Below are 21647 nucleotides of genomic sequence, written 5' to 3' on the forward strand. Positions count from 1 at the left end.
CGAGGCCACCGCCCGCCTGCGCGGCTGACCCCCGCGCCACGCGGCCCCGGACCTGATCCGGGGCCTCGGTTTCCGCGCCCGGCGGCAAAAAGCGCCGGGCGCACAACAGGCAGAGATCAGAAAAACGCCTGCAGCCCGGTCTGCGCCCGTCCCAGGATCAGGGCGTGCACATCATGGGTGCCTTCATAGGTGTTCACCGTCTCCAGGTTCATGGCGTGGCGGATCACCTGGAATTCCAGGCTGATGCCGTTGCCGCCATGCATGTCGCGTGCCAGCCGGGCGATATCCAGCGCCTTGCCGCAATTGTTGCGCTTGATGATCGAGATCATCTCGGGCGCCGCCTGCGCCTCGTCCATCAGCCGCCCAACCCGCAGCGCCGCCTGCAGCCCCAGCGAAATCTCGGTCTGCATGTCGGCCAGTTTCTTCTGGAACAGCTGGGTCTGCGCCAGCGGCCGGTTGAACTGTTGCCGGTCCAGCCCGTATTGCCGCGCCGCGTGCCAGCAGAACTCGGCCGCGCCCATGGCGCCCCAGGCAATGCCATAGCGGGCGCGGTTCAGACAGCCGAACGGCCCTTTCAGCCCTTCGACATTGGGCAACAGCGCGTCCTCACCCACCTCGACACCATCCATCACCACTTCACCGGTGACCGAGGCGCGCAGCGACATCTTGTTCTCGATCTTCGGCGCCGACAGGCCCTTCATGCCCTTTTCCAGCAAGAAGCCACGGATCTTGCCGCCATGCGCCTCGGATTTGGCCCAGATCACGAAGACATCGGCGATCGGCGAATTCGAGATCCACATCTTCGACCCGGTCAGCTTGTAGCCATCCGCCGTCTTCACCGCGCGGGTCTTCATCCCCGCCGGATCGCTGCCGGCATCGGGCTCGGTCAGGCCGAAGCAGCCGATATATTCCCCCGACGCAAGTTTCGGCAGGTATTTCTGCCGCTGCTCTTCCGAGCCATAGGCATAGATCGGGTACATCACCAGCGAGCTTTGCACCGACATCATCGACCGATAGCCGCTGTCGACGCGCTCGACCTCGCGGGCGACCAGGCCATAACTGACGTAACCGGCGCCGATGCCGCCATATTGCTCGGGTACGGTGACGCCCAGCAGGCCCATCTCGCCCATCTCGCGGAAGATTTCCGGCTCGACCAATTCCTTGGCATAGGCTTCGCTGACCCGGCTCTGCAGCTTTTCTTGGGCGTAGGCGCGGGCGCTGTCGGTGATCATGCGTTCGTCTTCGGTCAGCTGATCCTCCAGGCGCAGGGGATCGGCCCAGTCAAAGCGGCCCAGGTCGGGGGCGTCCTTGGGTTTCAGCGAGGGGGCGGGCGCGTTCATGGCGGAATCCTCCGATTGAATGGAATGGCCGCAACATAATCCGGCACCCCGGCAAAAAACAGCGAGACTTTCGCAATCACTTATGAGTAAACCGCATACATGAACACGCCCCGTCGCCTTTTACCCTCAATCGCCTCGCTGCGCGCGCTCGAAGCGCTCGACCGTCTGGGCAGCGCCTCGGCGGTGGCCGAGGAACTGGCGCTGACCCAGGGCGCGGTCAGCCGTCAGATCCAGGCGCTGGAAGCACAGATGGGCGTGGACCTGGTGCAGCGCAGCCGCAAGCGGCTGACCCTGACGCCCGAGGCGCAGGATTATGCGGCCGAGATCCGCCAGGCGCTGAACCGGCTGGCCAATGCGGCGTTGCGGCTACAGGCGGCGCCGGTGGGCGGCACCCTGAACCTGGCCATCCTGCCCACCTTCGGGATGCGCTGGCTGGTGCCGCGCCTGCCGGAATTCGCGCGCCTGCATCCCGAGGTGACGGTGAACATGTCAACCCGGCTGGTGCCGTTCAACTTCGCCAGCGAACCCTTCGACGCGGCGCTGCATTTCGGCAGCGGCGACTGGCCCGGCACCGGCCGGATGCTGCTGCGCCATGAATCCGTGCTGCCGGTGGCGGCGCCGTCGCTGCTGCCCGCCGGCCCGCCCGCCGATCCCCGCGCGCTGCTGAAACTGCCGTTGCTGCATATCCAGACCCGCCCGCGCGCCTGGGCCGACTGGTTCGCCGCCCAGGGCGTTGCCGTCGACCGGCCGGTGCCCGGCACCATCCACGACCAGTTCTCGACCATCACCCAGGCGGCGCTGCACGGGCTGGGCGTGGCGCTGATGCCCGACTATCTGGTCGAACAGGACATCGCCACCGGCCGCCTGATGCCTGCCTATGGCACCCCGGTCGAGGCCAGCGGCGCCTATTACCTGATCTGGCCGCTGGACCACGCCCGCAACCCCTCGCTCACCGCGTTCCGCGACTGGCTCGCCACCAAGGCCCAGCCCGAAGACCCGCTGCCGCGCTGATCTGTTCTTTCGGCGTGTAGACCCGAGCGCAGCCCACGAGGGACCGGGCTGCGCCCGGATCAGCCCAGCGCGTAGCCGGCGCCGCGCACCGTGCGCACCGGGTCGGCGCCGCCATATTGGGTCAGCGACTTGCGCAGCCGGCCGATATGCACGTCCACGGTGCGGGTATCGACATAGATATCGCGGCCCCAGACCCGGTCCAGCAGTTGCTCGCGCGACCACACCCGGCCAGGTTTTTCCATGAAGGTCGACAGCAGGCGAAACTCGGTCGGTCCCAGCTTCAGCGGCTGGTCCGAACGGCTGACCTTATGCGTCTCGGCATCCAGCACGATATCGTCATATTCCAGCCGCAGCCCCACCGTGGCCGGGCGCACCCGGCGCAGCTGCGAGCGCACCCGCGCCATCAGCTCGATCACCGAATAGGGTTTGACCACGTAGTCATCCGCCCCGGTCTCGAGGCCGCGCACCTTATCCACCTCTTCCGAACGCGCCGACAGCATGATGATCGGGATGCCGCGCGTTTCGGGTCGGATTTTCAGCCGCCGGCAGACCTCGATCCCCGACAGTGCCGGCATCATCCAGTCCAGCACGATGATATCGGGCATGTCCTCGTCCACCAGCAGCAATGCCTCGTCGCCGCTGGCGGCCTTGCTCACCCGGAACCCTTCGGCCTCCAGGTTATAGGCCAGCACCTCGCGTTGCGCCGGTTCATCCTCGACCACCAGGACAGTGGGTTGATTCACGCTCATGTCTTACTTTCCCGGAATTGCCGTTTCCGATGTGGTATCCGCCTTCGGACGTGCCTCTTCGGGGTAGTCACCGGTCACCAGATAAACCACCTGTTCGCCGATCGAAGTGGCGTGGTCGCCCATGCGCTCGATGTTCTTGGCGATGAAATGCAGATGCATGCAGGGCGTGATGTTGCGCGGGTCTTCCATCATGAAGGTCAGGAATTCGCGGAACAGCGCGTTGTACATCTGGTCCACCTCGCGATCCTGCAGGATCACGTCATTGGCCAGTTCGGCGTCGCGCTGAATATAGGCGTCCAGCACGTTTTTAAGCATCAGTTCCACCTCGCGCGCCATCCGGCGCAGCGCGGCGGCGCTGTCGCTGACCGCGCTCATCTGGCTCAGAACCCCGGTGCGCTTGGCGATGTTCTTGGCGTAATCGCCGATGCGTTCCAGGTTGTTGCTGATCTTCAGCACGCTCAGCACCAGCCGCAGGTCCACCGCCGTCGGCGCGCGCAGCGCGATCAGCCGGGCGGTTTCCTCGTTGATCAGCTCTTCCAGCCCGTCGATGGCCTTGTCGCCGGCGCGGACCTGCTCGGCCAGTTCCTCGTCGCGGGTTTCCAGCGACAGCGCGGCGTTGCGGATGGCGGCCTCGACCAGCCCACCCATCTTCATGATCCGCGCCTGGATGGCTTCGAGATCGCGGTCGAAGGCAGAGGCGATATGTTGATCCGTCATGGTCCTATGTCCTGTCTCAGCCGATGCGGCCGGTGATATAGCTTTCGGTCCGGGGATCTTCGGGATTGGTGAAGATCTGTCCGGTCTCGCCGAACTCGACCAGGTTTCCGAGGTGGAAAAAGGCGGTTTTCTGGCTCACCCGCGCGGCCTGCTGCATCGAGTGAGTGACGATCACCACCGAGTAGTTCTCGCGCAGCTCGTCGATCAGTTCTTCAACCTGCGCCGTAGCAATCGGGTCCAGCGCCGAACAGGGCTCGTCCATCAGCAGGACTTCCGGCTCGGTGGCCACCGCGCGGGCGATGCACAGACGCTGCTGCTGCCCGCCCGACAGACCGGTGCCCGGCGCGTGCAGCCGGTCCTTCACCTCGTCCCAGATCGCACCGCGGCGCAGCGACTTCTCGACGATCTCGTCCAGATCCGCCTTGCTCTTGGCCAGGCCGTGAATGCGCGGACCATAGGCGATGTTGTCATAGATCGACTTGGGGAACGGGTTCGGCTTCTGGAACACCATGCCCACCTTGGCGCGCAGTTGCACCGGATCGACCTTCTTGTCGTAGATATCCTCGCCATCCAGCAGGATCTCGCCCTGGACCCGGCAGATATCGATGGTGTCGTTCATGCGATTCAGGCAGCGCAGGAACGTCGACTTGCCGCAGCCCGACGGGCCGATAAAGGCGGTGACGGTCTTGTCCTCGATCCTGACATTCACGTCCTTGATGGCGTGCGTGTCGCCGTAAAAGACCTGCACGCCGGTTGCGGCAATCTTGATGTCCTTGCTGTCCACGGCCCTCTCCACGGCGGTCATGTCATTCATCGTGTTTACCCCTCTTACCAGCGGCGTTCAAAGCGGCGGCGCAGAATCACGGCCACCGTGTTCATGGTGATGAGAACCACCAGCAGAATGATGATCCCGCCCCAGGCCCGTTCATAATAGGCCGGATCGGCCCGTTTCGCCCATTCATAGATCTGCGCCGGCATCGCCGAGTTCGGCGACAGGAACCCGGCCGCGATGCCGTCAGGAACGTTCGAGGCGATATAGCCGACCATGCCGATCAGCAGCAGCGGCGCGGTTTCGCCCAGCGCCTGCGCCAGCCCGATGATGGTGCCGGTCAGGATCCCCGGCGCCGCCAGCGGCAGCACATGGTGGAACACCGCCTGCATCTTCGACGCGCCCACGCCCAGCGCCGCATCGCGGATCGACGGCGGCACCGCCTTCAGCGAGGCACGGGTCGAGATGATGATCGTCGGCAGGGTCATCAGCGTCAGCACCAGACCGCCGACCAGGGGCGCCGATTGCGGCAGGCCGGCAAACTGGATGAACACCGCCAGGCCCAGGATCCCGAACACGATGGACGGCACCGCCGCCAGGTTCGAAATATTGACCTCGATCAGGTCGGTCCAGCGGTTCTTGGGCGCGAATTCCTCCAGGTAGATCGACGCCGCCACCCCGATCGGCAGCGTCAACACCAGCACCACGAACATCATGAACAGCGAGCCCAGCATCGACACCCCAAGCCCGGCCTGTTCCGGTCGGCTCTCCGAGGCGTCGGCACCGAAGATGAACGACCAGTTGAAGCTCCGCTTCAACAGCCCCGCCTCCTGCATCGCATCGGCGATGTCCAGATGTTCGGCATCCAGGTTCTTGTCGCGTGCCAGCGCCTCGCGCGTCACCCGTCCCTTGAAATACCCATCGACACGCGACGAGGCGAGCAGCGTGAATTCAACGGTGCTGCCGATCTGCTCGGGATTGGCCAGAACATAGTCGCGGATCTGTGCCGGCGCCGAGGCCGAGATCATGTCGCGCAGGTCCTTGTCTTTTTCAAAAGGCGACTCGATGCCGGCCTCGTCCAGCGCCCGCGCCAGCGCGGTATCGATCAGCGGCGCATAGCCAAAGGTCGACACCTTGCGCAGGTCGGCCGGGTCGCGGTTGCCGTTCTTGTCCAGCTTTGCTTCGGTCAGCTCGATCGGAACCGACACGAAGGTCTGGGTAAAGGCCGGCACGCCGTTGCGGATGATCGCGTAAAGTAGCGCGGCCAGGAAGATCAGGCCGATCGAGATCGCGATGATGCCATAGACCTTGAAACGGCCTTCCGCGGCGTTTCGGCTGCGCGTCCGGGCATCCAGCGCATAGAGCGAGGATTTGCGCCCGCCGGCGGAAATCGGTCCAGGATTGGTTGCGTCGGTCATTCGTATTGCTCCCGGTATTTCCGCACGATCCACAGCGCCAGAAAGTTAAGGGCCAGGGTGATGACGAACAGCGTCATCCCCAGGGCAAAGGCCACCAGCGCCTCAGCCGAGGCAAAATCGGCATCGCCGGTCAGCTGGCTGACAATCTTGGCGGTGACCGTGGTCATCGCCTCGAACGGGTTCATCGACAGCCGCGCAGCCGCCCCGGCACCCAGCACCACGATCATCGTCTCGCCGATGGCGCGCGAGGCGGCCAGCAGCACGGCGCCGACGATCCCCGGCAACGCCGCGGGCAGCACCACCTGGCGAATGGTTTCCGAATGCGTCGCGCCCAGCCCCAGCGAGCCGTCGCGCATCGCCTGCGGCACCGCGTTGATGATGTCATCGGACAGCGAACTGACAAACGGGATCAGCATGATGCCCATGACCAGCCCGGCGGTCATCACCGCCGTGCCGCCGCCCATCCAGCCGACGCCCAGCAGCCCGCCATCGCCGAAGACCGAAACCAGAAGCGGCCCCACGGTCAACAGCGCGAACAGGCCGTAGACGATGGTGGGGATACCGGCCAGCACCTCCAGCAGCGGCTTGGCCACACCACGGACCAGCGGCGAGGCATATTCCGACAGGTAGATCGCGGCGAACAACCCGATGGGCACCGCCACGGCCAGCGCGATCAGCGAGATATAGAGCGTGCCCCAGAACAGCGGCAGCACCCCAAGTTCCGAAGCGCCGCCGCGGCCGGAAAAGCTGGGCGCCCAGTTCAGACCGAAGAAAAAGTCGGCGGCCGGGTACAGTTTGAAGAATTCGACGGTGTTGAAGATCAGCGACAGCACGATGCCCAACGTGGTCAGGATCGCAATCGACGCGGCGCCGATCAACAGCAGCAACACCACGGTTTCCACCGTGTTGCGGGCGCGGAACTCCTTGTTGGTGCGTGAAATCGCCAGGGCCAGCCCGGCCACCGCGATGATCAGCACCAGGATGTTGCGCACCCACAGACCGGTGCCGCTTTGCGAACGGTATTCCTGCGCCGCGGCCAGCGTGCTGGGCCCCACGTCCGAGCCCAGCGCGACGCCGACCTCGCCCAGCCGCTCGCGGATATTGGTGGCATCGGCGTTCAGACCGGCAACCGCCTCGTTGCTCATCACGCCCTGGGCCACTGCCAGGTTCAGCCCCTCGGCCACCCGGCGCACATCCGACATGATCAGGCTCAGCTCGCCGCTGCCGGTATAGCTGTCGGCGGGGATCATGCCCTGCACGTTGCTTTCGATGACAACCGGCTGAACAATCAGCCAGATCGCCAGCAGCAGAAGCGACGGCACCAGCACGAACAGCGCGGCGTTGATGCCGTAATAATTCGGCAGCGAATGCAGATGGCGGCTGTCACCGCCGGCCGAAGCCAGGGCGCGGCCGCGTCCCACCACATAGCCCGCAACGGCCAGTGCAAGGACAATCAAGAATAGCCAGGTGGCCGACATCGGATTCCCCTACCCGAAAAACTGTCTTGGGGCCTCGGGCGCATGGCGGCGCCTTGGCCAGAAAAACGGCGCGCCAACAGGGCGCGCCGTTCCGCAACTTGTCGCCGCTTACGAGGACGAGCCCATGGTCTTTTCGTCGGCCACGGCGCTTTGGGTTTCGCCCAGCTCCGGATCCGACACCAGGCCGTATTCGGCCAGCGGGCCATCGGGGCCGGCCATGTCGTCGGAGACGAAGAATTCAGCGAATTCCTTCAGGCCGGGGATCACGCCGATATGCGCTTTCTTGATGTAGAAGAACAGCGGGCGCGACACCGGGTATTCACCCGAGGCGATGGTTTCGGTGGCCGGCTCAACACCCGACATGGTCGCCACTTTCAGCTTGTCGGTGTTGTTTTCGTAGAAGGCCAGGCCGAACACGCCGATGCCGTCCTTGTTGGCGTCGATGCGGGCCAGGGTCTCGGTATAGTCGCCATCGATATCGACCGATTTGCCATCGGTGCGCACGGCAATGCAGGCATCCTCGGCATCGTCTTCCGACATGCCGCTTTCGATCATCGCGGCCAGCGCGCCGGTTTCTTCACAGCCCACGGCCAGGACCTTTTCCTCGAACACTTCACGGGTGCCGTGCTTGGTGCCGGGGATGAAGGCGTTGATTTCGGCGTCGGGCAGTTCGCCGTTGAACTCGGCCCAGCTGTTATACGGGTTGTCGACGATGGCGCCGTCCACCAGCACCTTGGCACCCAAGGCGTTGAACAGGTCGGCCGGCTCAAACGCGGTGTAGTCCGGGCCGTCGATCTGGCTGGCGAAGACGATCCCGTCATAGCCGATGCGCACTTCGATGATGTCGGTCACGCCAGCTTCGGCACAGGCCTGAACCTCTTTCTCGCGGATCGCGCGCGAGGCGTTGGCGATATCGATGGTGTTCTCGCCGACGCCTTCGCAGAAACGCTTGAGGCCAGCCGAGGAGCCGCCCGATTCAACCACGGGTGTCGGGAAGTCGAAGTTTTCGCCAAAGGCTTCGGCGACGATGGACGCATAGGGCAGCACGGTGCTCGACCCGGCGACCTGCACCTGGTCACGGGCGGCGGCAACGGTTGCGGACATGGCGGCGATGGCCAGCCCGGATGCGGTCATTTTTGCAAACGACATCAGTGTCTCCTGGTTCGGAATATTTTGGATCACCCCCATGATGATCTTGGCCCCGCAGCTATAGGGGACGTGCAATGGTTTTGTGACAGGTATGTAACGCTTTTATGACAGTGTCGGATTCTGCCCCGACCCCCGGTTTTCAACGCTCTCGCCGCTGGCGTTCACCCGTGGTTTTTTGCCCGTGGCACAGGCACTTGCTCGCGAAAGATCGGGGAGAGGAAAATCAACGGCAATCGCCCCCGGCCACGGCCGAAGATTATCCGCTCGCACCCGCCGAAGGCAGAATCACCGTGAATGTCGCGCCCTCGCCCAGCGTGCTTTCCACCCGCAGCCGGCCGCGATGACGGTTGACGATATGCTTGACGATGGCCAGGCCCAGACCGGTGCCGCCCAGTTGCCGGCTGCGATGGCTGTCGGCGCGGTAGAACCGTTCGGTCAGGCGCGGCAGGTGCATCGGGTCGATCCCCGGCCCGCGGTCGATCACCTGCACCCGCACCGCCGGCGCACGCAATGCCGGGTCACGCTCGGAGACCGTCACAATCACGTTCACCGCGCCGCCCGAGCCGCCGTATTTGATCGCGTTCTCGATCAGGTTGGTGAACACCTGCCGCAGCTGGTCCGCATCGCCGGGAATGATCACCGCCGCCTCGGGCTTGTCGAACCAAAAGGCCACCCCGGCCTCCTCGGCCAGCGGCCGCAGCGAATTCAGCACCGAGCCCAGCTGCCCGCTCAGATCGACCTCTTCGCGCGGGCGCACCCGCTCTTCCCCCTCGACCCGGCTCAGCGACAGCAGGTCGCCGACCAGCCGGTTCATCCGCCCCGCCTCGTCCTGCATGATCGCCAGGAACCGGTCGCGTGCGGCGGCGTCATCGCTGGCCGCACCGCGCAACGTTTCGATAAAGCCGATCAGCGCGGTCAGCGGGGTGCGCAGCTCGTGGCTGACATTGGCGACAAAGTCGCGGCGCATCTGGCCGGCCTGTTCCAGGTGGGTCACATCCTGAAAGCTGACCAGCATCACCCGCGATTGCGGCACCATCCGACAGTAGACGTCAAAGGACGCGTCTTGCGCACCATCATTGGTGAGATAGCGCGCCTGGCGCGGACGCAGGTCGCGCAGGGTCGCCTCGATCGCCTCGGCCAGATCGGGCTGACGCAGGATCGTGGTGAAATGCCGCCCGACGATCTGCTGACCCAGCAGCGTCCGGGCATCGGCATTGGCGGCGATGATGCGTTCGCCCAGGTCGACCACCAGCGCCGGGATCGGCACCGCGGCCAGCATGTCGGCAATCGAGGGGCCGCTCACAGCCGGGCCCTCGTCAGGCCGCCGGAACGGCCGCCGCGACCGCCCCGGTGAACACGTCCAGCAATGCCGCGGGCTCTTCCAGCCCCACCGAGACGCGGAAAAACCCCTCTGACAGGCCCAGCGCCGCGCGGTCCTCGGGCGTCAGCGCCCGGTGCGAGGACGAGGCCGGATGCGACAGCGTGGTGCCCACGTCGCCCAAGGTCGGTGCAAAACTCAGCCCCTCGGCGGCGCGGGTAAAGGCATTGGCCGCCTGGCGCCCGCCCTTCAGCTCGAAGCTCACCATGTTGCAGCCCTGCCCGCCCAGCAGCGCCTGCGCCCGGGCGGCATCGGGATGATCGGCGCGCAGCGGGTAGATCACCCGCGCCACCCCCGGCAGCCCCGCCAGGTGATCGGCCAGTTGCGCGGCGCTGGCCTGCGCCCGGTCAAAGCGCAGCGGAAAGGTCAGCATCCCGCGTTCCGCCAGCCAGCAGTCGAACGGGCTGGGTGTCAGCCCGGTGGTCACCGAAAACACCCGCAGCCGGTCGTTCAGCGCCGGGTCGCGCGCCACGGCATAGCCCAGCATCACGTCGGAATGGCCCGCCAGCAGCTTGGTGATCGAATGGATCACGATATCGGCGCCATGCTCGAACGGGCGAAAGCCGCGCGGCGTGGTGAAGGTGTTGTCGACCACGAACAGCAGGCCCCGTTCCCGGCACAGCGCCGCCAGCCCGGCAATATCGGCCACCCGCAGCGTCGGGTTCGACACTACCTCGACCAGCACCATCCGGGTTTCGGGCCGGAGCGCCGCCCGCACCGCCGCCACATCGCCGGGATCGGCCAGCGAGGTGGCGATGCCCAGGCGCGGCAGATCCTCCTTCATCATCCGCAGCGACCGGCCATACAGCTGGTTGCCGCCAATCACGTGATCGCCTGATTTCAACAGCCCCAGCAGGACCGCCGACACCGCGCCCATGCCCGACCCGGTGACAACCCCGCCCTCGGCGCCTTCCAGCGCGTCCAGGGTCGCGGCCACCACGTCGGCATTCGGATGCCCTTCGCGCGAATAGGTATAGCCGTGCACACGCCCTTCATACTGGTCGTCCAGCGCATCGGGCGTTTCGCTTGCATACACCACCGAGGGCGACAGCGGCGTGGTCACCGGGTGGCTGGCACTGCCGGGCAGCGGAAAGGGCCGCATCAGCGAGCCGCGCGCGTTTCTCATGGTCGGGATCCTTCGATTGGCTTCGGCCCCGAGGTTTAGGGCGCGATTCCCGGCGAGACAAGCCACCGCGCGCGCCGCCACTTTCGCTGCCACACCACCGGCAGCCTTCGTCACATCCCCGAAACGAACCGGGCCGGCGCCTTCCCATGGAAGATGCCGGCCCGTTTGTTCTTGTAACGACCTCAGCGTGTTCAGCGCACCAATTGATGTATCACATCAACTTGGCCTGCCGCCCTGCTGCGCCGGTCGGCTTAGCCGACCAGTTCGAGGCCCGAGAAGAAATAGGCGATCTCGACCGCGGCGGTTTCCGGCGCGTCCGACCCGTGGACCGAGTTTTCACCGACGCTTTCGGCAAATTCGGCGCGGATGGTGCCCGGCGCGGCATCGGCTGGGTTGGTGGCGCCCATGATTTCGCGGTTCTTGGCGATGGCGTTTTCGCCTTCCAGCACCTGCACCACAACCGGAGCCGAGGACATGAATTCGCACAGTTCATCATAGAACGGGCGTTCCTTGTGCACCTCGTAGAACACGCCGGCCTGTTCCTTGGTCATGTGGATCCGCTTCTGCGCGACGATGCGCAGACCGGCCTCTTCGAACTTGGCATTGATCTTGCCGGTCAGGTTGCGGCGGGTGGCGTCGGGCTTGATGATCGAAAACGTGCGTTCCAGTGCCATTTGGGCATCTCCGTGCGTTGCGGGCCGGCGGCCCCTTGGCCCCGTCCAGATGAAATCGGCGCCCGGTTAGCATGGGCCATGCGCTTTGGAAAGGGTGCAGTCGGCGGTCTGACGGGCATTTGCTGCATTGCAATATCGCCAACGGCGACGATGGCTTTCCTGCCCCCGGCGACTCTGCTAGAGCGCGCGAATGTTGCGGATCGAAAACATCACCTACGCGGTCGAAGGCCGCCCCCTGTTCGACGGCGCCTCGGCGGCAATCCCGACCGGCCACAAGGTCGGGCTTGTGGGCCGCAACGGCACCGGCAAGACCACGCTGTTCCGCCTGATCCGGGGCGAACTGGCGCTGGAATCGGGCGCCATTACCCTGCCCAGCCGCGCGCGCATCGGCGGCGTCGCGCAAGAGGTGCCCTCGTCTTCGGTGTCGCTGATCGACACCGTGCTGGCCGCCGATACCGAACGTGCGGCGCTGCTGGCCGAAGCCGACACCACCAGCGACCCCGCCCGGATTGCCGAGGTCCAGACCCGTCTGGCCGATATCGACGCCTGGTCGGCCGAGGCGCGCGCCGCCTCGATCCTCAAGGGCCTGGGCTTTGACGACGAGGAACAGCAGCGCCCCTGTTCGGCCTATTCCGGCGGCTGGCGGATGCGGGTGGCGCTGGCGGCGGTGTTGTTTGCCCAGCCCGACCTGCTGTTGCTGGACGAACCGACCAACTATCTCGATCTCGAAGGCGCGCTGTGGCTGGAAAGCTACCTGGCGAAATACCCCCATACCGTGGTGGTGATCAGCCATGACCGCGGCCTGCTGAACCGGGCGGTGGGGGCGATCCTGCACCTGGAAGACCGCAAGCTGACGCTGTACCAGGGCAATTACGACAAATTCGCCGAGACCCGCGCCGCCCGTCTGGCCGTGGCCGAGGCCGAGATGAAAAAGCAGGAGGCGCGCCGCGCCCATCTGCAAAGCTTTGTCGACCGCTTCCGCGCCAAGGCGTCCAAGGCGGTGCAGGCCCAGTCGCGCCTGAAGATGATCGCCAAGCTGAAACCGATCAACACGCCGCAAGAGGCGGCGCTGCGCGCCTTTTCCTTCCCGGAACCGGAGGAAATGTCGCCGCCGATCATCGCCATCGAGGATGGCGCCACCGGCTATGAGGGCAAGCCGGTGCTGCAACGGCTGAACCTGCGCATCGACCAGGATGACCGCATCGCGCTGCTGGGCCGCAACGGCCAGGGCAAATCGACGCTGGCCAAACTGCTGTCAGACCGGCTGCCGCTGATGACCGGCAAGATGGTGCGCTCGTCCAAGCTGCGCATCGGCTATTTCGCCCAGCACCAGGTCGACGAGCTGCATATCGACGAAACCCCGCTGGATCACCTGCGTCGCCTGCGCCCGGCGGAATCCCCGTCACGCTGGCGCGCGCGGCTGGCCGGCTTCGGCCTGGGCGCGGCGCAGGCCGATACCGAGGTCGGCCGCCTGTCCGGCGGGCAAAAGGCGCGGCTGTCGTTGCTGCTCGCCACCATCGACGCGCCGCATATGCTGATCCTGGACGAACCGACCAACCACCTGGATATTGAAAGCCGCGAGGCCCTAGTCGAGGCGCTGACCGAATATACCGGCGCGGTGATCCTGGTCAGCCACGACATGCATTTGCTGAGCCTGGTGGCCGACCGGCTGTGGCTGGTTTCGGGCGGATCGGTCAAACCCTACGAGGACGACCTGGACGCCTATCGCGCGATGCTGCTCGCGCCGCCCAAGGCCGCACCCAAGGCCGAGGCGCCAAAGCCCAAACGCCCCTCGCGCGAGGCGCTGATGGCGCTGCGGGCCGATGTCAGGAAAGGCGAGCAGCGCATCGAGAAGCTGAACGAAATGCGCGACAAGCTGGCGACCAAGCTGGCCGATCCGACGCTGTATGAAGATCAGCGCAAGGGCGAAATCGAGGTCTGGCAGAAGAAATATGCCGAGGTGATGGACGGGCTCGACCGCGCCGAATCGCTGTGGCTGACCGCGGTTGAGAAATTGGAAGCCGCCGAGGGCCAAATCTCCTAATTCCCGCCAATTCCGAAACCCTTTAAAGAATCTATAGCTAATTGGAATTAAACGAGTCATCCTCCCCTCATTCTTTTTGATTATTGGGAGCGGGCTATGTCGCCAACCGACAGCTTGTCGGTTGATTACGCCAAGGGGGCTCAGCGGGAATATAGGGACCAAGCAACTCTGCTTGCCTCGGCTGCAATTGCGGTCGCGCTGGCGGCCTTGATCCTTGGCTGGACCGGCGGGATCGATTTTTTTGTGCGGATTCATCCGGATTATCCCGCGATGGTGCCGGAAACCGCGCTGAGCATTCTTCTGGGCGGTCTCGGCACCCTAAGCCTGTTCCGCACTGGCCGCGACTGGCTGCCCCAGCTCTGCGGCCTGCTGATCGCAGGCATCGTGGCTGTCGCCCTGCTGTCCCCGATCAGCCTCGAACGGTTGCAGAACGATGACGACATGTCGATTGCCAGCCTGCTTGGCTGCCTTACCGTCGCCGTCAGCCTTTTTCTGGCACCATACTCTGTGCGCGATGACAGCATCCTGCTGCCCTCCCTGGCCTCGCTGGGGCTGGCGGTGGTGACGATCCCGATCCTGGGCTACCTGTTCAACGCCCAGGCGATGTTCGCCAACCCGATCTATACCGCAATGGCGCTGCACACCGCGATCAGTCTGCTGTGCCTGATCGTCGCCCTGCTTTTGTTGCAGCCGCGTCAAGGCTGGGTCGGCATCATCCTGGCCCCCGAACCCGGCAGCCAGCTGCTGCGCCGGCTGCTGCCGCTGTTTCTGGTCGGCCCACCGGTTCTGTGCATGCTGACGCTGTACGCCACCCATCTGGAACTGGTATCGCCCGATTTCCGGCTGGCGCTGCTGGCCTTCGCGATGATCGTGCTGGCCGGCACCTCGGCGATCTATTTCGCCCACCGGGTCAACCTCTCCGAACGCCGCACGCGCGAGACCGAACTGTCCTTCCTGGAAAGCGAACGCACCCGGCAGGCCACTGAACTGGCGATGGTGCGCACTCAGAAGGTCGAGGCGCTGGGCCAGCTGGTCGGCGGCGTCGCGCATGATTTCAACAACACGTTGACAGTGATCCTGGGCAACCTGGAACTGCTGGCCGAGGATCCCGAGAACAAAAACAACGGCAGCGGCGTGGCAGAGGCCATCGACGCCGCCAACCACGCCGCCGGGCTGACCCGCCAGTTGCTGGCCTATGGCCGCAAATCGCGGCTGGAACCCGAACCGCATGTGCTCGACGACCTGGTCAAATCCAGCCTGGTGATGTTCCGCCGCATCTGCCCGGCCAATATCGCCGTCACCACCCGGCTGAGCTCGCCCCGCGCCATCGCCCAGATCGACAGCGGCAACTTCCAGCAGGCGCTGCTGAACCTGCTGATCAACGCCCGCGACGCCCAGCCCCAGGGCGGCCGGATCAACGTGACCAGCGATCTGGCCAGCGTCGATTCCGATCACCTGACCGGCTTTGCCGATGAGATCCGGATGACTCAGGGCACCTATGTCACCGTCACCGTCGCCGACGATGGTCAGGGCATGGACGCCGCCACCCTGGCCCGCGCGACCGAGCCGTTTTTCACCACCAAGGAGGCCGGCGAAGGCTCGGGCCTGGGCCTGTCGATGGTGTCGGGATTTTGCCACCAGTCCGGCGGCGGTCTGCGGATCGGAAGCGCGCCGGGCAACGGCACCACCATAACCATGTATTTCCCGCTGACCGGGCTGATGGCGCCCCAGACCATCCCCGAACCCGATCTGTCGCAGGCGCCGCCCGCCGCGGGCGCCTTTATCCTGGTGGTCGATGATGAAGAGGCGGTGACCCGCGTGATCGCCCGCCAGTTGCAGGGCGACGGACACAAGGTCACGGTTGCCTTCAACGCCGATCAGGCGCTGGAACGACTGGCCCAAAGCGAAACGCCATTCGACCTGGTGATCACCGACCTGGTGATGCCCGGCCCGATCCAGGGCCATGACCTGGCACGCCGGGTGATCGAGGCCTATCCCTCCACCAAGGTGATCCTGTCCTCGGGCTATGAATCGGAAAACCAGCGCCAGCAAATCCCCTGGGCGGCGAAACTGCCCTTCCTACAGAAACCGGTCAGCCGCGCCACCCTGCGCCGGGTCGTGACCGAAACGCTCAGGCAGCCGCCGAACGGCGCCTAGACGTCTTGGCAAGCCCCCACGCCGCGTGGTCCTATGCCCCGGCACAACCACCGGGACCACATGGACTGGACCTTTGTCATCACCGCCTTCGTCACCATGTTCGTGGTGATCGACCCGCCGGGGCTGGCGCCGCTGTTCGTGGCGCTGACCCAGGGCCTGCCGGCCCAGGCCCGGCGCGCCATCGCCCTGCGCGCCTGCATCACCGCCACCTGCGTGCTGGCGGTGTTCGCCCTGTTCGGCGAGGCGGTGCTGAACTTTGTCGGCATCTCGATGCCCGCCTTCCGGGTTGCCGGCGGCATCCTGCTGTTCCTGACCGCGCTGGACATGCTGTTCGAACGCCGCACCAAGCGGCGCGAGGACCGCGCCGAAACCGACGACCACCACGACCCCTCGGTGTTTCCGCTGGGCATCCCGCTGATCGCCGGACCCGGCGCCATCGCCTCGATCATCCTGCTGGCCGGACAGCGTCCGGGGCTCGAGGGGCTGACCATCGCCTTCGCCGTGACCCTGGCGGTGATCCTGCTGGCGCTGCTGCTGTTCCTGGCCAGCAGCCTGCTGGAACGCCTGCTGGGCCGTACCGGCATCAACGTGGTCACCCGGCTGCTGGGCATGTTGCTGGCGGCGCTGTCGGTGCAATTCGTGCTGGACGGGCTGCGCGACTTCGGCTTCGCCCCCTGACGCATTGGCGCAGGCGCCGCGCCTCCCTATATCTTGAGGGCAGACCAAAGGACCCGCCCCGATGAATCCGGACCAGATTGCCAGCTTTCTCTATCTCGCCCTGCTCGGCGCGGCGCTGGTGTTCTGGTATGTGGTGAACAACCGCCGCTCGATGAACAAGATGGTACAGCAGGCGGCGCTTTGGGTGCTGATCTTCATCGGCGTGATCGCCGCGGTCGGACTGTGGGGCGATATCCGCCAGGCCAGCACCTTCAGCCACAGTGTCAGCGCCGAGACCGGCGAAATCACCGTGCCGCGAGCGCCCGACGGGCATTATTACCTGACGCTCGACATCAACGACCGGCCGGTGCGCTTTGTCATCGACACTGGCGCAACCGACATGGTGCTGACCCGCGCGGATGCCGAAAAGGTCGGGATCGACCTGGACAACACCCAGTTCCTCGGCCGCGCGCAGACCGCCAATGGCCAGGTCAAGGTGGCGACGGTCTATCTCGATACCGTCCGCATCGGCGACGTGACCGATCGCGACCTGCGCGCCTCGGTCAATGATGGCGAAATGCGCAATTCGCTGCTGGGAATGACCTATCTCCAGCGCTTCGACCGGATCGAGATCTCGGGCGGCAAACTGGTGCTGGCGCGCTGAGCCGCGGCAGGCTCAGACCCCATGGCATTCCGCGAATTTCTTTCTAGACTGCCCCTCGCATCGCGACGGGAGAACGCAGCATGGAATTGAACCTGAAGGACCGGCACGTATTGGTGACCGGCGCGTCCAAGGGCATTGGCCTGGCCATCGCCGGCGAATTCGCCCGCGAAGGCGCACGCGTCACCCTGGTGGCCCGCCGCACCGAGGTGCTGGAACAGGAGGCCGCGCGCCTGACCGCCGAAACCGGCGCCCGCGTCGACAGCGTGACCGCCGATCTCTCTGCGGATGCGGGCCGCGAGGCGCTGTTCGCCGCCTGCCCCGATATCGACATCCTGGTCAACAATGCCGGCGCCATCCAGCGCGGCTCGCTGGACGAGATGAGCCTGGCAGACTGGCGCAGCGGCTTCGACCTCAAGGTCTGGGGCTATATCCACCTGTGCAAGCTGTACGTGCCGCAGATGCAGCAGCGCCAATCCGGAACGGTGATCAACATCATCGGCCTGGGCGGGCGCGCGGTGCGCCCCGATTATATCGTCGGCGCCGCGGGCAATGCCGCGCTGATCGGCTTCACCAATGCGCTGGGCGCCGGCACCACCGCCGACAATGTGCGGGTCTTCGGGATCAACCCCTCGGTCACGCGGACCGACCGGATGATCAACCGGCTGCGCCAGCAGGCGCAGAGCAAATTCGGCGACCCGGAGAAATGGCCCGACCTGATCGACCCCGCCGACCATCCCTTCGGCCGCACGAAAACGCCCGAAGAGGTTGCCGCGCTGGCGGTGATGCTGGCCTCGCCCCGCGTCCACTACCTGTCCGGCACCGTTGTCGATCTGGACGGCGGCCGGCAGTGGCGGGGCTGATCCCTCAGGACGCCTGGTCCAGTTCGAAGGCGTCGTGCAGGGCCTGAACCGCCAGTTCCATATATTTGCGGTCCACCAGCACCGAGATCTTGATCTCGGAGGTGGTGATCACCTTGATGTTGATGCCCTCGTCGGCCAGCACCTTGAACATCTTGGCGGCCACCCCGGATTGCGAGCGCATGCCGATGCCCACCACCGAGACCTTGCAGACATTGGTGTCGGCCACCAGTTCGGCAAAGTTCAGGATGCCCTTTTCCTTGATATCCGACAGCGCCACCTCGGCCCGCGCCACCTGGTCGGTGGGGCAGGAGAAGGTCATGTCGGTGCGGCCCTCTTCGGAAATGTTCTGGACGATCATGTCGACGTTCACATTTGCCTCGGACAGCGCGGAAAAGATCGTTGCCGCGATCCCCGGCCGGTCGGCCACCGACAGCAGGGTCATCTTGGCTTCGTCGCGCGAATGGGCCACGCCCGCCACCACTTTGGATTCCATGATTTCCTCCTCGTCGCAAACCAGCGTGCCCGCGTGGTCGGACTGTTCCTCGAAACTCGACAGCACCCGCAGGCGCACCTTGTAGCGCATCGCCAGCTCGACCGAGCGGGTCTGCAGCACCTTGGCGCCCAGCGAGGCCAGCTCCAGCATCTCTTCAAAGGCGATGCGGTCCAGCTTGCGCGCCTTCTCGCAGATGCGCGGATCGGTGGTATAGACCCCGTCGACATCGGTATAGATGTCACAGCGCTCGGCCTGGAAGGCGGCGGCAAAGGCCACCGCCGTGGTGTCCGATCCACCGCGGCCCAGCGTGGTGATCCGGCCTTCGGGGCTGATGCCCTGGAACCCGGCCACCACCGCCACGCGCATGCCTTCGCCGAACTTGCGGGTGATGTTGTCGGTGGGAATATCCAGGATCCGCGCCGCCGAATGGCCCGACGTGGTCTGCAGCGGCACCTGCCAGCCCTGCCAGCTGCGCGCCGGCACGTCCATTTCCTGCAACGTCAGCGCCATCAGCCCGGCGGTCACGTTCTCGCCCGAGGACACCACCGCATCATATTCGCGCGCGTCATACAGCGGCGAGGTCTCGTCGACATAGCCGACCAGCTTGTTGGTCTCGCCCGCCATCGCCGAGACGATGACGATCACGTCATAGCCCTTGGCCACCTCGACACCCACGCGCTTGGCCGCGCGCCGGATCCGATCCAGCGTCGCCACCGAGGTGCCCCCGAATTTCATTACCAGAACTGGCATGGACCTTCCCTGTTGTCCCCAGAACGCGCCCGCTTTACGCGCGCGCCGCGGCAAGAGCAACCGGATTTGGCAGCTGCCGCCTTGCATAAGCGTCTGCCCTGCCCCGCGACGCCTTGACAGCAGCGCTCTGGCGCTGACAGAAAACCGCATGGCCCACAAACCCGACGGCTACACCGATCTGGCACCCTACCTGCTAGTCCGCGATGCAGAGGCGGTGCTGAGCTTTTGCGAAACGGTGTTCGGCGCCGAACGGCTTCGGGTGTTTTCCAACGAAGGCGGCGGCATCCTGCACGCCGAATGCCGCATCGGCGACAGCGTGTTGATGATGGGTGAGGCCAAGGGCCCGCCCGCGATGCTGCATCTCTACCTGGACGATCCCGATGCCGCCTTCGACCGCGCAATCGCCGCCGGGGCCGAGGTGATCCAACCGATGATGGAAAAGGGCGACGGCGACCGCCGTGGCGGCCTGCGCGCGCCGGATGGCACGCAATGGTTTGTCGCGCGGCAGCTCGACCGCTCGTGAGTCCGGCTTACAACGGGTGCGCCCGTCCGTCCCAGGTTTCGAAACAGCCGGTGGTGCCCATCGACAGCGCCGCAAACCGCTCGACCAGGCCCGCCGCCGCCTCGTCCACGGTGATCGCCGCCGCACTGCCGCCCATGTCGGTCTGTACCCAGCCGGGATGATAGATGCCCACGGCAATGCCATCGCGGCGCAGATCCACCGCCAGGTTGCGGCCCAGGTTCAGCGCCGCCGCCTTGGACGACCGGTAGATATAGCTGCCGCCTGGCGCGTTGGTCTGGGTGGCCATCTGCGACGAGATAATCGCGATTTTCGGCTGCGCCGCGCGCTTCAGATTGGGCAGCGCCGCCTGCACGGTCAGGAACACGCCGGTGACATTCACCGCGAAGGTCGTCGCCCACAACGCGGGGTCATAGCCGCTGTCCAGCGCGTGCCCCTTGTCCAGATAGACCCCGGCATTGCACACCAGCAGATCGACCGCCCGATCGCCCAGATGCTGCGAGAGCTGCGAAAACTGCGCCGGCACCGCCACGTCCAGCGCCACCTCGGCGCTGCCGTCGCGCGCAGTGCCGGTCACCGCGTCGCCGGCATCGCGATAGCGCTGCGCCAGCGCCTGGCCGACGCCGCGGCCGGTGCCAGTGATCAACACATGCATGCTCAGTTGCTTTTGCGGTTGGGCATGAAGGGCAGCGGCGCCACCGGGATGCCGTCTTCGGCCAGCTTGCGCGCCTCGTCGATACGCGCCTCGCCATAAATTGCCCGTTCGGGGATGTCGCCGTCATGCATCGCCCGCGCCTCGCGCACGAAATCGGCGCCGACATAGTCCGAGTTTTCTTCCACCCGGCGGCGCAGTTCGGCCATCGCCTGCTCGGCCGGGCTGGCCGGTTTGGACAGCGGGCCTTTCGGCTTCTCGCCGGTGCTGACACGCGGCGTCATCACCGCCTTTTCCACCTTGGTTCCGCCGCAGACCGCGCAGCTGACCATACCGGTGCGGGCCAGCCGGTCGAACGCCTCCGCCGACTGGAACCAACTGTCGAATGTGTGCCCTTCGGCACATTTGAGCGCATACTGGATCATATCCGGCCCGATTTTTCGTCTAATTTATAAATATACATCAGGCCGTTAAGTTCAAGTCGCCCGGTTGCAGCGCGCGTGGGTCAAATTCGCGCAGGATTCGCGCCAATTCGGCTTCGGCCACCCGCGCGGCCGCTTTTCGGGGTGAAAACCAGCGGCGGCGGCGCTGCTTCTTTTCCGGAAAATCCGCCTTCAGCGCCTCGACCTTCACCGGATAGACCTGGACGGCGCAGGGCAGGTCCGGACCGCGCCGCAGGATCTTGGCATAGAGGTACAGCCCGACACACTGCTCGCGCGCCAGGCCCCGCACCCCGGCCTCTTCCCAGGCTTCGCGCGCGGCCGAGGCGCCGGGAGTCAGCCCGGCGATCGGCCAGCCTTTCGGGATCACCCAGCGCCCGGTGCGCCGCGAGGTGATCAGCAGGAATTTCAGCTTGCCCCGATCAATCTTGTAGCACAGCGCGCCGAACTGCCCCTGCAGGGGTGGCTCGGAGTCTGCCCGGATCAGGTGCGGCATCTGGCTGACCATGCCCACGGACTCCCGCTTGTGCCATTGGCCTCGAAAGGATGATATGAAGACTGCTGGCAAACACACGCCATAATTTGCCAGGCACGCGAATTC

General features: G+C 65.4%; 21 protein-coding genes. 7 read left to right on the plus strand and 14 right to left on the minus strand.

Annotated elements, in window-relative coordinates; translation table 11 throughout:
• Positions 1-116: 116 nt before the first annotated feature.
• Complete coding sequence (locus CVM52_RS11975; RefSeq protein WP_100162732.1) at positions 117-1340, minus strand: acyl-CoA dehydrogenase; 1224 nt, start codon at positions 1338-1340, stop codon at positions 117-119.
• A 99-nt stretch (positions 1341-1439) separates the two neighbouring features.
• On the opposite strand from CVM52_RS11975, the gene CVM52_RS11980 reads away from it, so the two are divergent.
• Positions 1440-2351: a LysR substrate-binding domain-containing protein gene (locus CVM52_RS11980; protein ID WP_100162733.1), complete on the plus strand. Its 912-nt coding sequence runs from the start codon at positions 1440-1442 to the stop codon at positions 2349-2351.
• 59 nt (positions 2352-2410) lie between these two features.
• Here CVM52_RS11980 and phoB read toward each other — a convergent pair whose 3' ends face one another.
• The 9 genes from phoB to ndk form a co-directional block, all read right to left on the minus strand.
• A complete protein-coding gene (phoB, locus tag CVM52_RS11985) occupies positions 2411-3100 on the minus strand; it encodes a phosphate regulon transcriptional regulator PhoB (RefSeq protein WP_100162734.1) in 690 nt (229 codons plus the stop codon).
• A gap of 3 nt (positions 3101-3103) precedes the next feature.
• Positions 3104-3817: a phosphate signaling complex protein PhoU gene (gene phoU / locus CVM52_RS11990; RefSeq protein WP_100162735.1), complete on the minus strand. Its 714-nt coding sequence runs from the start codon at positions 3815-3817 to the stop codon at positions 3104-3106.
• A 16-nt stretch (positions 3818-3833) separates the two neighbouring features.
• Positions 3834-4631 (minus strand): phosphate ABC transporter ATP-binding protein PstB, encoded by a 798-nt coding sequence (pstB, locus tag CVM52_RS11995; RefSeq protein WP_100162736.1) that lies wholly within the window; start codon positions 4629-4631, stop codon positions 3834-3836.
• A 14-nt stretch (positions 4632-4645) separates the two neighbouring features.
• Positions 4646-6004, minus strand: coding sequence for a phosphate ABC transporter permease PstA (gene pstA / locus CVM52_RS12000; RefSeq protein WP_100162737.1), 1359 nt, complete (start codon positions 6002-6004; stop codon positions 4646-4648).
• Complete coding sequence (pstC, locus tag CVM52_RS12005) at positions 6001-7482, minus strand: phosphate ABC transporter permease subunit PstC (protein WP_100162738.1); 1482 nt, start codon at positions 7480-7482, stop codon at positions 6001-6003. Before pstC ends, pstA begins: the two co-directional genes overlap by 4 nt.
• 108 nt (positions 7483-7590) lie before the next feature.
• Positions 7591-8631, minus strand: a complete 1041-nt coding sequence (locus tag CVM52_RS12010; RefSeq protein WP_100162757.1) for a substrate-binding domain-containing protein — start codon at positions 8629-8631, stop codon at positions 7591-7593.
• A 256-nt stretch (positions 8632-8887) separates the two neighbouring features.
• Entirely contained in the window at positions 8888-9934 is a 1047-nt protein-coding gene (locus tag CVM52_RS12015) for an ATP-binding protein (protein WP_100162739.1), read from the minus strand.
• Positions 9935-9947: 13 nt separating this feature from the next.
• Positions 9948-11135 (minus strand): trans-sulfuration enzyme family protein, encoded by a 1188-nt coding sequence (locus CVM52_RS12020; protein ID WP_100162740.1) that lies wholly within the window; start codon positions 11133-11135, stop codon positions 9948-9950.
• Between the two features lie 251 nt (positions 11136-11386).
• Positions 11387-11809: a nucleoside-diphosphate kinase gene (ndk, locus tag CVM52_RS12025; protein WP_100162741.1), complete on the minus strand. Its 423-nt coding sequence runs from the start codon at positions 11807-11809 to the stop codon at positions 11387-11389.
• Positions 11810-11999: 190 nt separating this feature from the next.
• Here ndk and CVM52_RS12030 point away from each other — a divergent pair, with 190 nt between their 5' ends.
• From CVM52_RS12030 to CVM52_RS12050, 5 genes are all read left to right on the plus strand, one after another.
• A complete protein-coding gene (locus CVM52_RS12030; RefSeq protein WP_100162742.1) occupies positions 12000-13853 on the plus strand; it encodes an ABC-F family ATP-binding cassette domain-containing protein in 1854 nt (617 codons plus the stop codon).
• 96 nt (positions 13854-13949) lie between these two features.
• Positions 13950-16010 (plus strand): ATP-binding protein, encoded by a 2061-nt coding sequence (locus tag CVM52_RS12035; RefSeq protein ID WP_100162743.1) that lies wholly within the window; start codon positions 13950-13952, stop codon positions 16008-16010.
• Positions 16011-16070: 60 nt separating this feature from the next.
• Positions 16071-16688 carry a MarC family protein gene (locus CVM52_RS12040; RefSeq protein ID WP_100162744.1) on the plus strand — a complete coding sequence of 206 codons (618 nt, stop codon included), beginning with the start codon at positions 16071-16073 and terminating at the stop codon, positions 16686-16688.
• Positions 16689-16749: 61 nt separating this feature from the next.
• Positions 16750-17331: a retropepsin-like aspartic protease family protein gene (locus tag CVM52_RS12045; RefSeq protein ID WP_100162745.1), complete on the plus strand. Its 582-nt coding sequence runs from the start codon at positions 16750-16752 to the stop codon at positions 17329-17331.
• An 80-nt stretch (positions 17332-17411) separates the two neighbouring features.
• Complete coding sequence (locus CVM52_RS12050) at positions 17412-18191, plus strand: short-chain dehydrogenase/reductase (protein ID WP_100162746.1); 780 nt, start codon at positions 17412-17414, stop codon at positions 18189-18191.
• 4 nt (positions 18192-18195) lie between these two features.
• Here CVM52_RS12050 and CVM52_RS12055 read toward each other — a convergent pair whose 3' ends face one another.
• Entirely contained in the window at positions 18196-19434 is a 1239-nt protein-coding gene (locus CVM52_RS12055; RefSeq protein WP_100162747.1) for an aspartate kinase, read from the minus strand.
• Between the two features lie 148 nt (positions 19435-19582).
• Here CVM52_RS12055 and CVM52_RS12060 point away from each other — a divergent pair, with 148 nt between their 5' ends.
• On the plus strand, positions 19583-19957 hold the full coding sequence (locus tag CVM52_RS12060; RefSeq protein ID WP_100162748.1) for a VOC family protein: 375 nt from the start codon (positions 19583-19585) through the stop codon (positions 19955-19957).
• Positions 19958-19964: 7 nt separating this feature from the next.
• Here the strand turns inward: CVM52_RS12060 and CVM52_RS12065 are convergent, their stop codons facing one another.
• The 3 genes from CVM52_RS12065 to CVM52_RS12075 are packed head-to-tail and all read right to left on the minus strand — an operon-like array spanning position 19965 to position 21554.
• Positions 19965-20609, minus strand: coding sequence for an SDR family NAD(P)-dependent oxidoreductase (locus tag CVM52_RS12065; protein ID WP_100162749.1), 645 nt, complete (start codon positions 20607-20609; stop codon positions 19965-19967).
• A gap of 2 nt (positions 20610-20611) precedes the next feature.
• Positions 20612-21031, minus strand: coding sequence for a DUF1178 family protein (locus CVM52_RS12070; protein WP_100162750.1), 420 nt, complete (start codon positions 21029-21031; stop codon positions 20612-20614).
• Between the two features lie 37 nt (positions 21032-21068).
• Positions 21069-21554, minus strand: coding sequence for an NUDIX hydrolase (locus CVM52_RS12075; RefSeq protein ID WP_240620949.1), 486 nt, complete (start codon positions 21552-21554; stop codon positions 21069-21071).
• Positions 21555-21647 lie beyond the last annotated feature (93 nt).

Origin of the sequence: Pseudooceanicola lipolyticus, assembly GCF_002786325.1 — a bacterium.
Classification (GTDB): domain Bacteria; phylum Pseudomonadota; class Alphaproteobacteria; order Rhodobacterales; family Rhodobacteraceae; genus Pseudooceanicola_C; species Pseudooceanicola_C lipolyticus.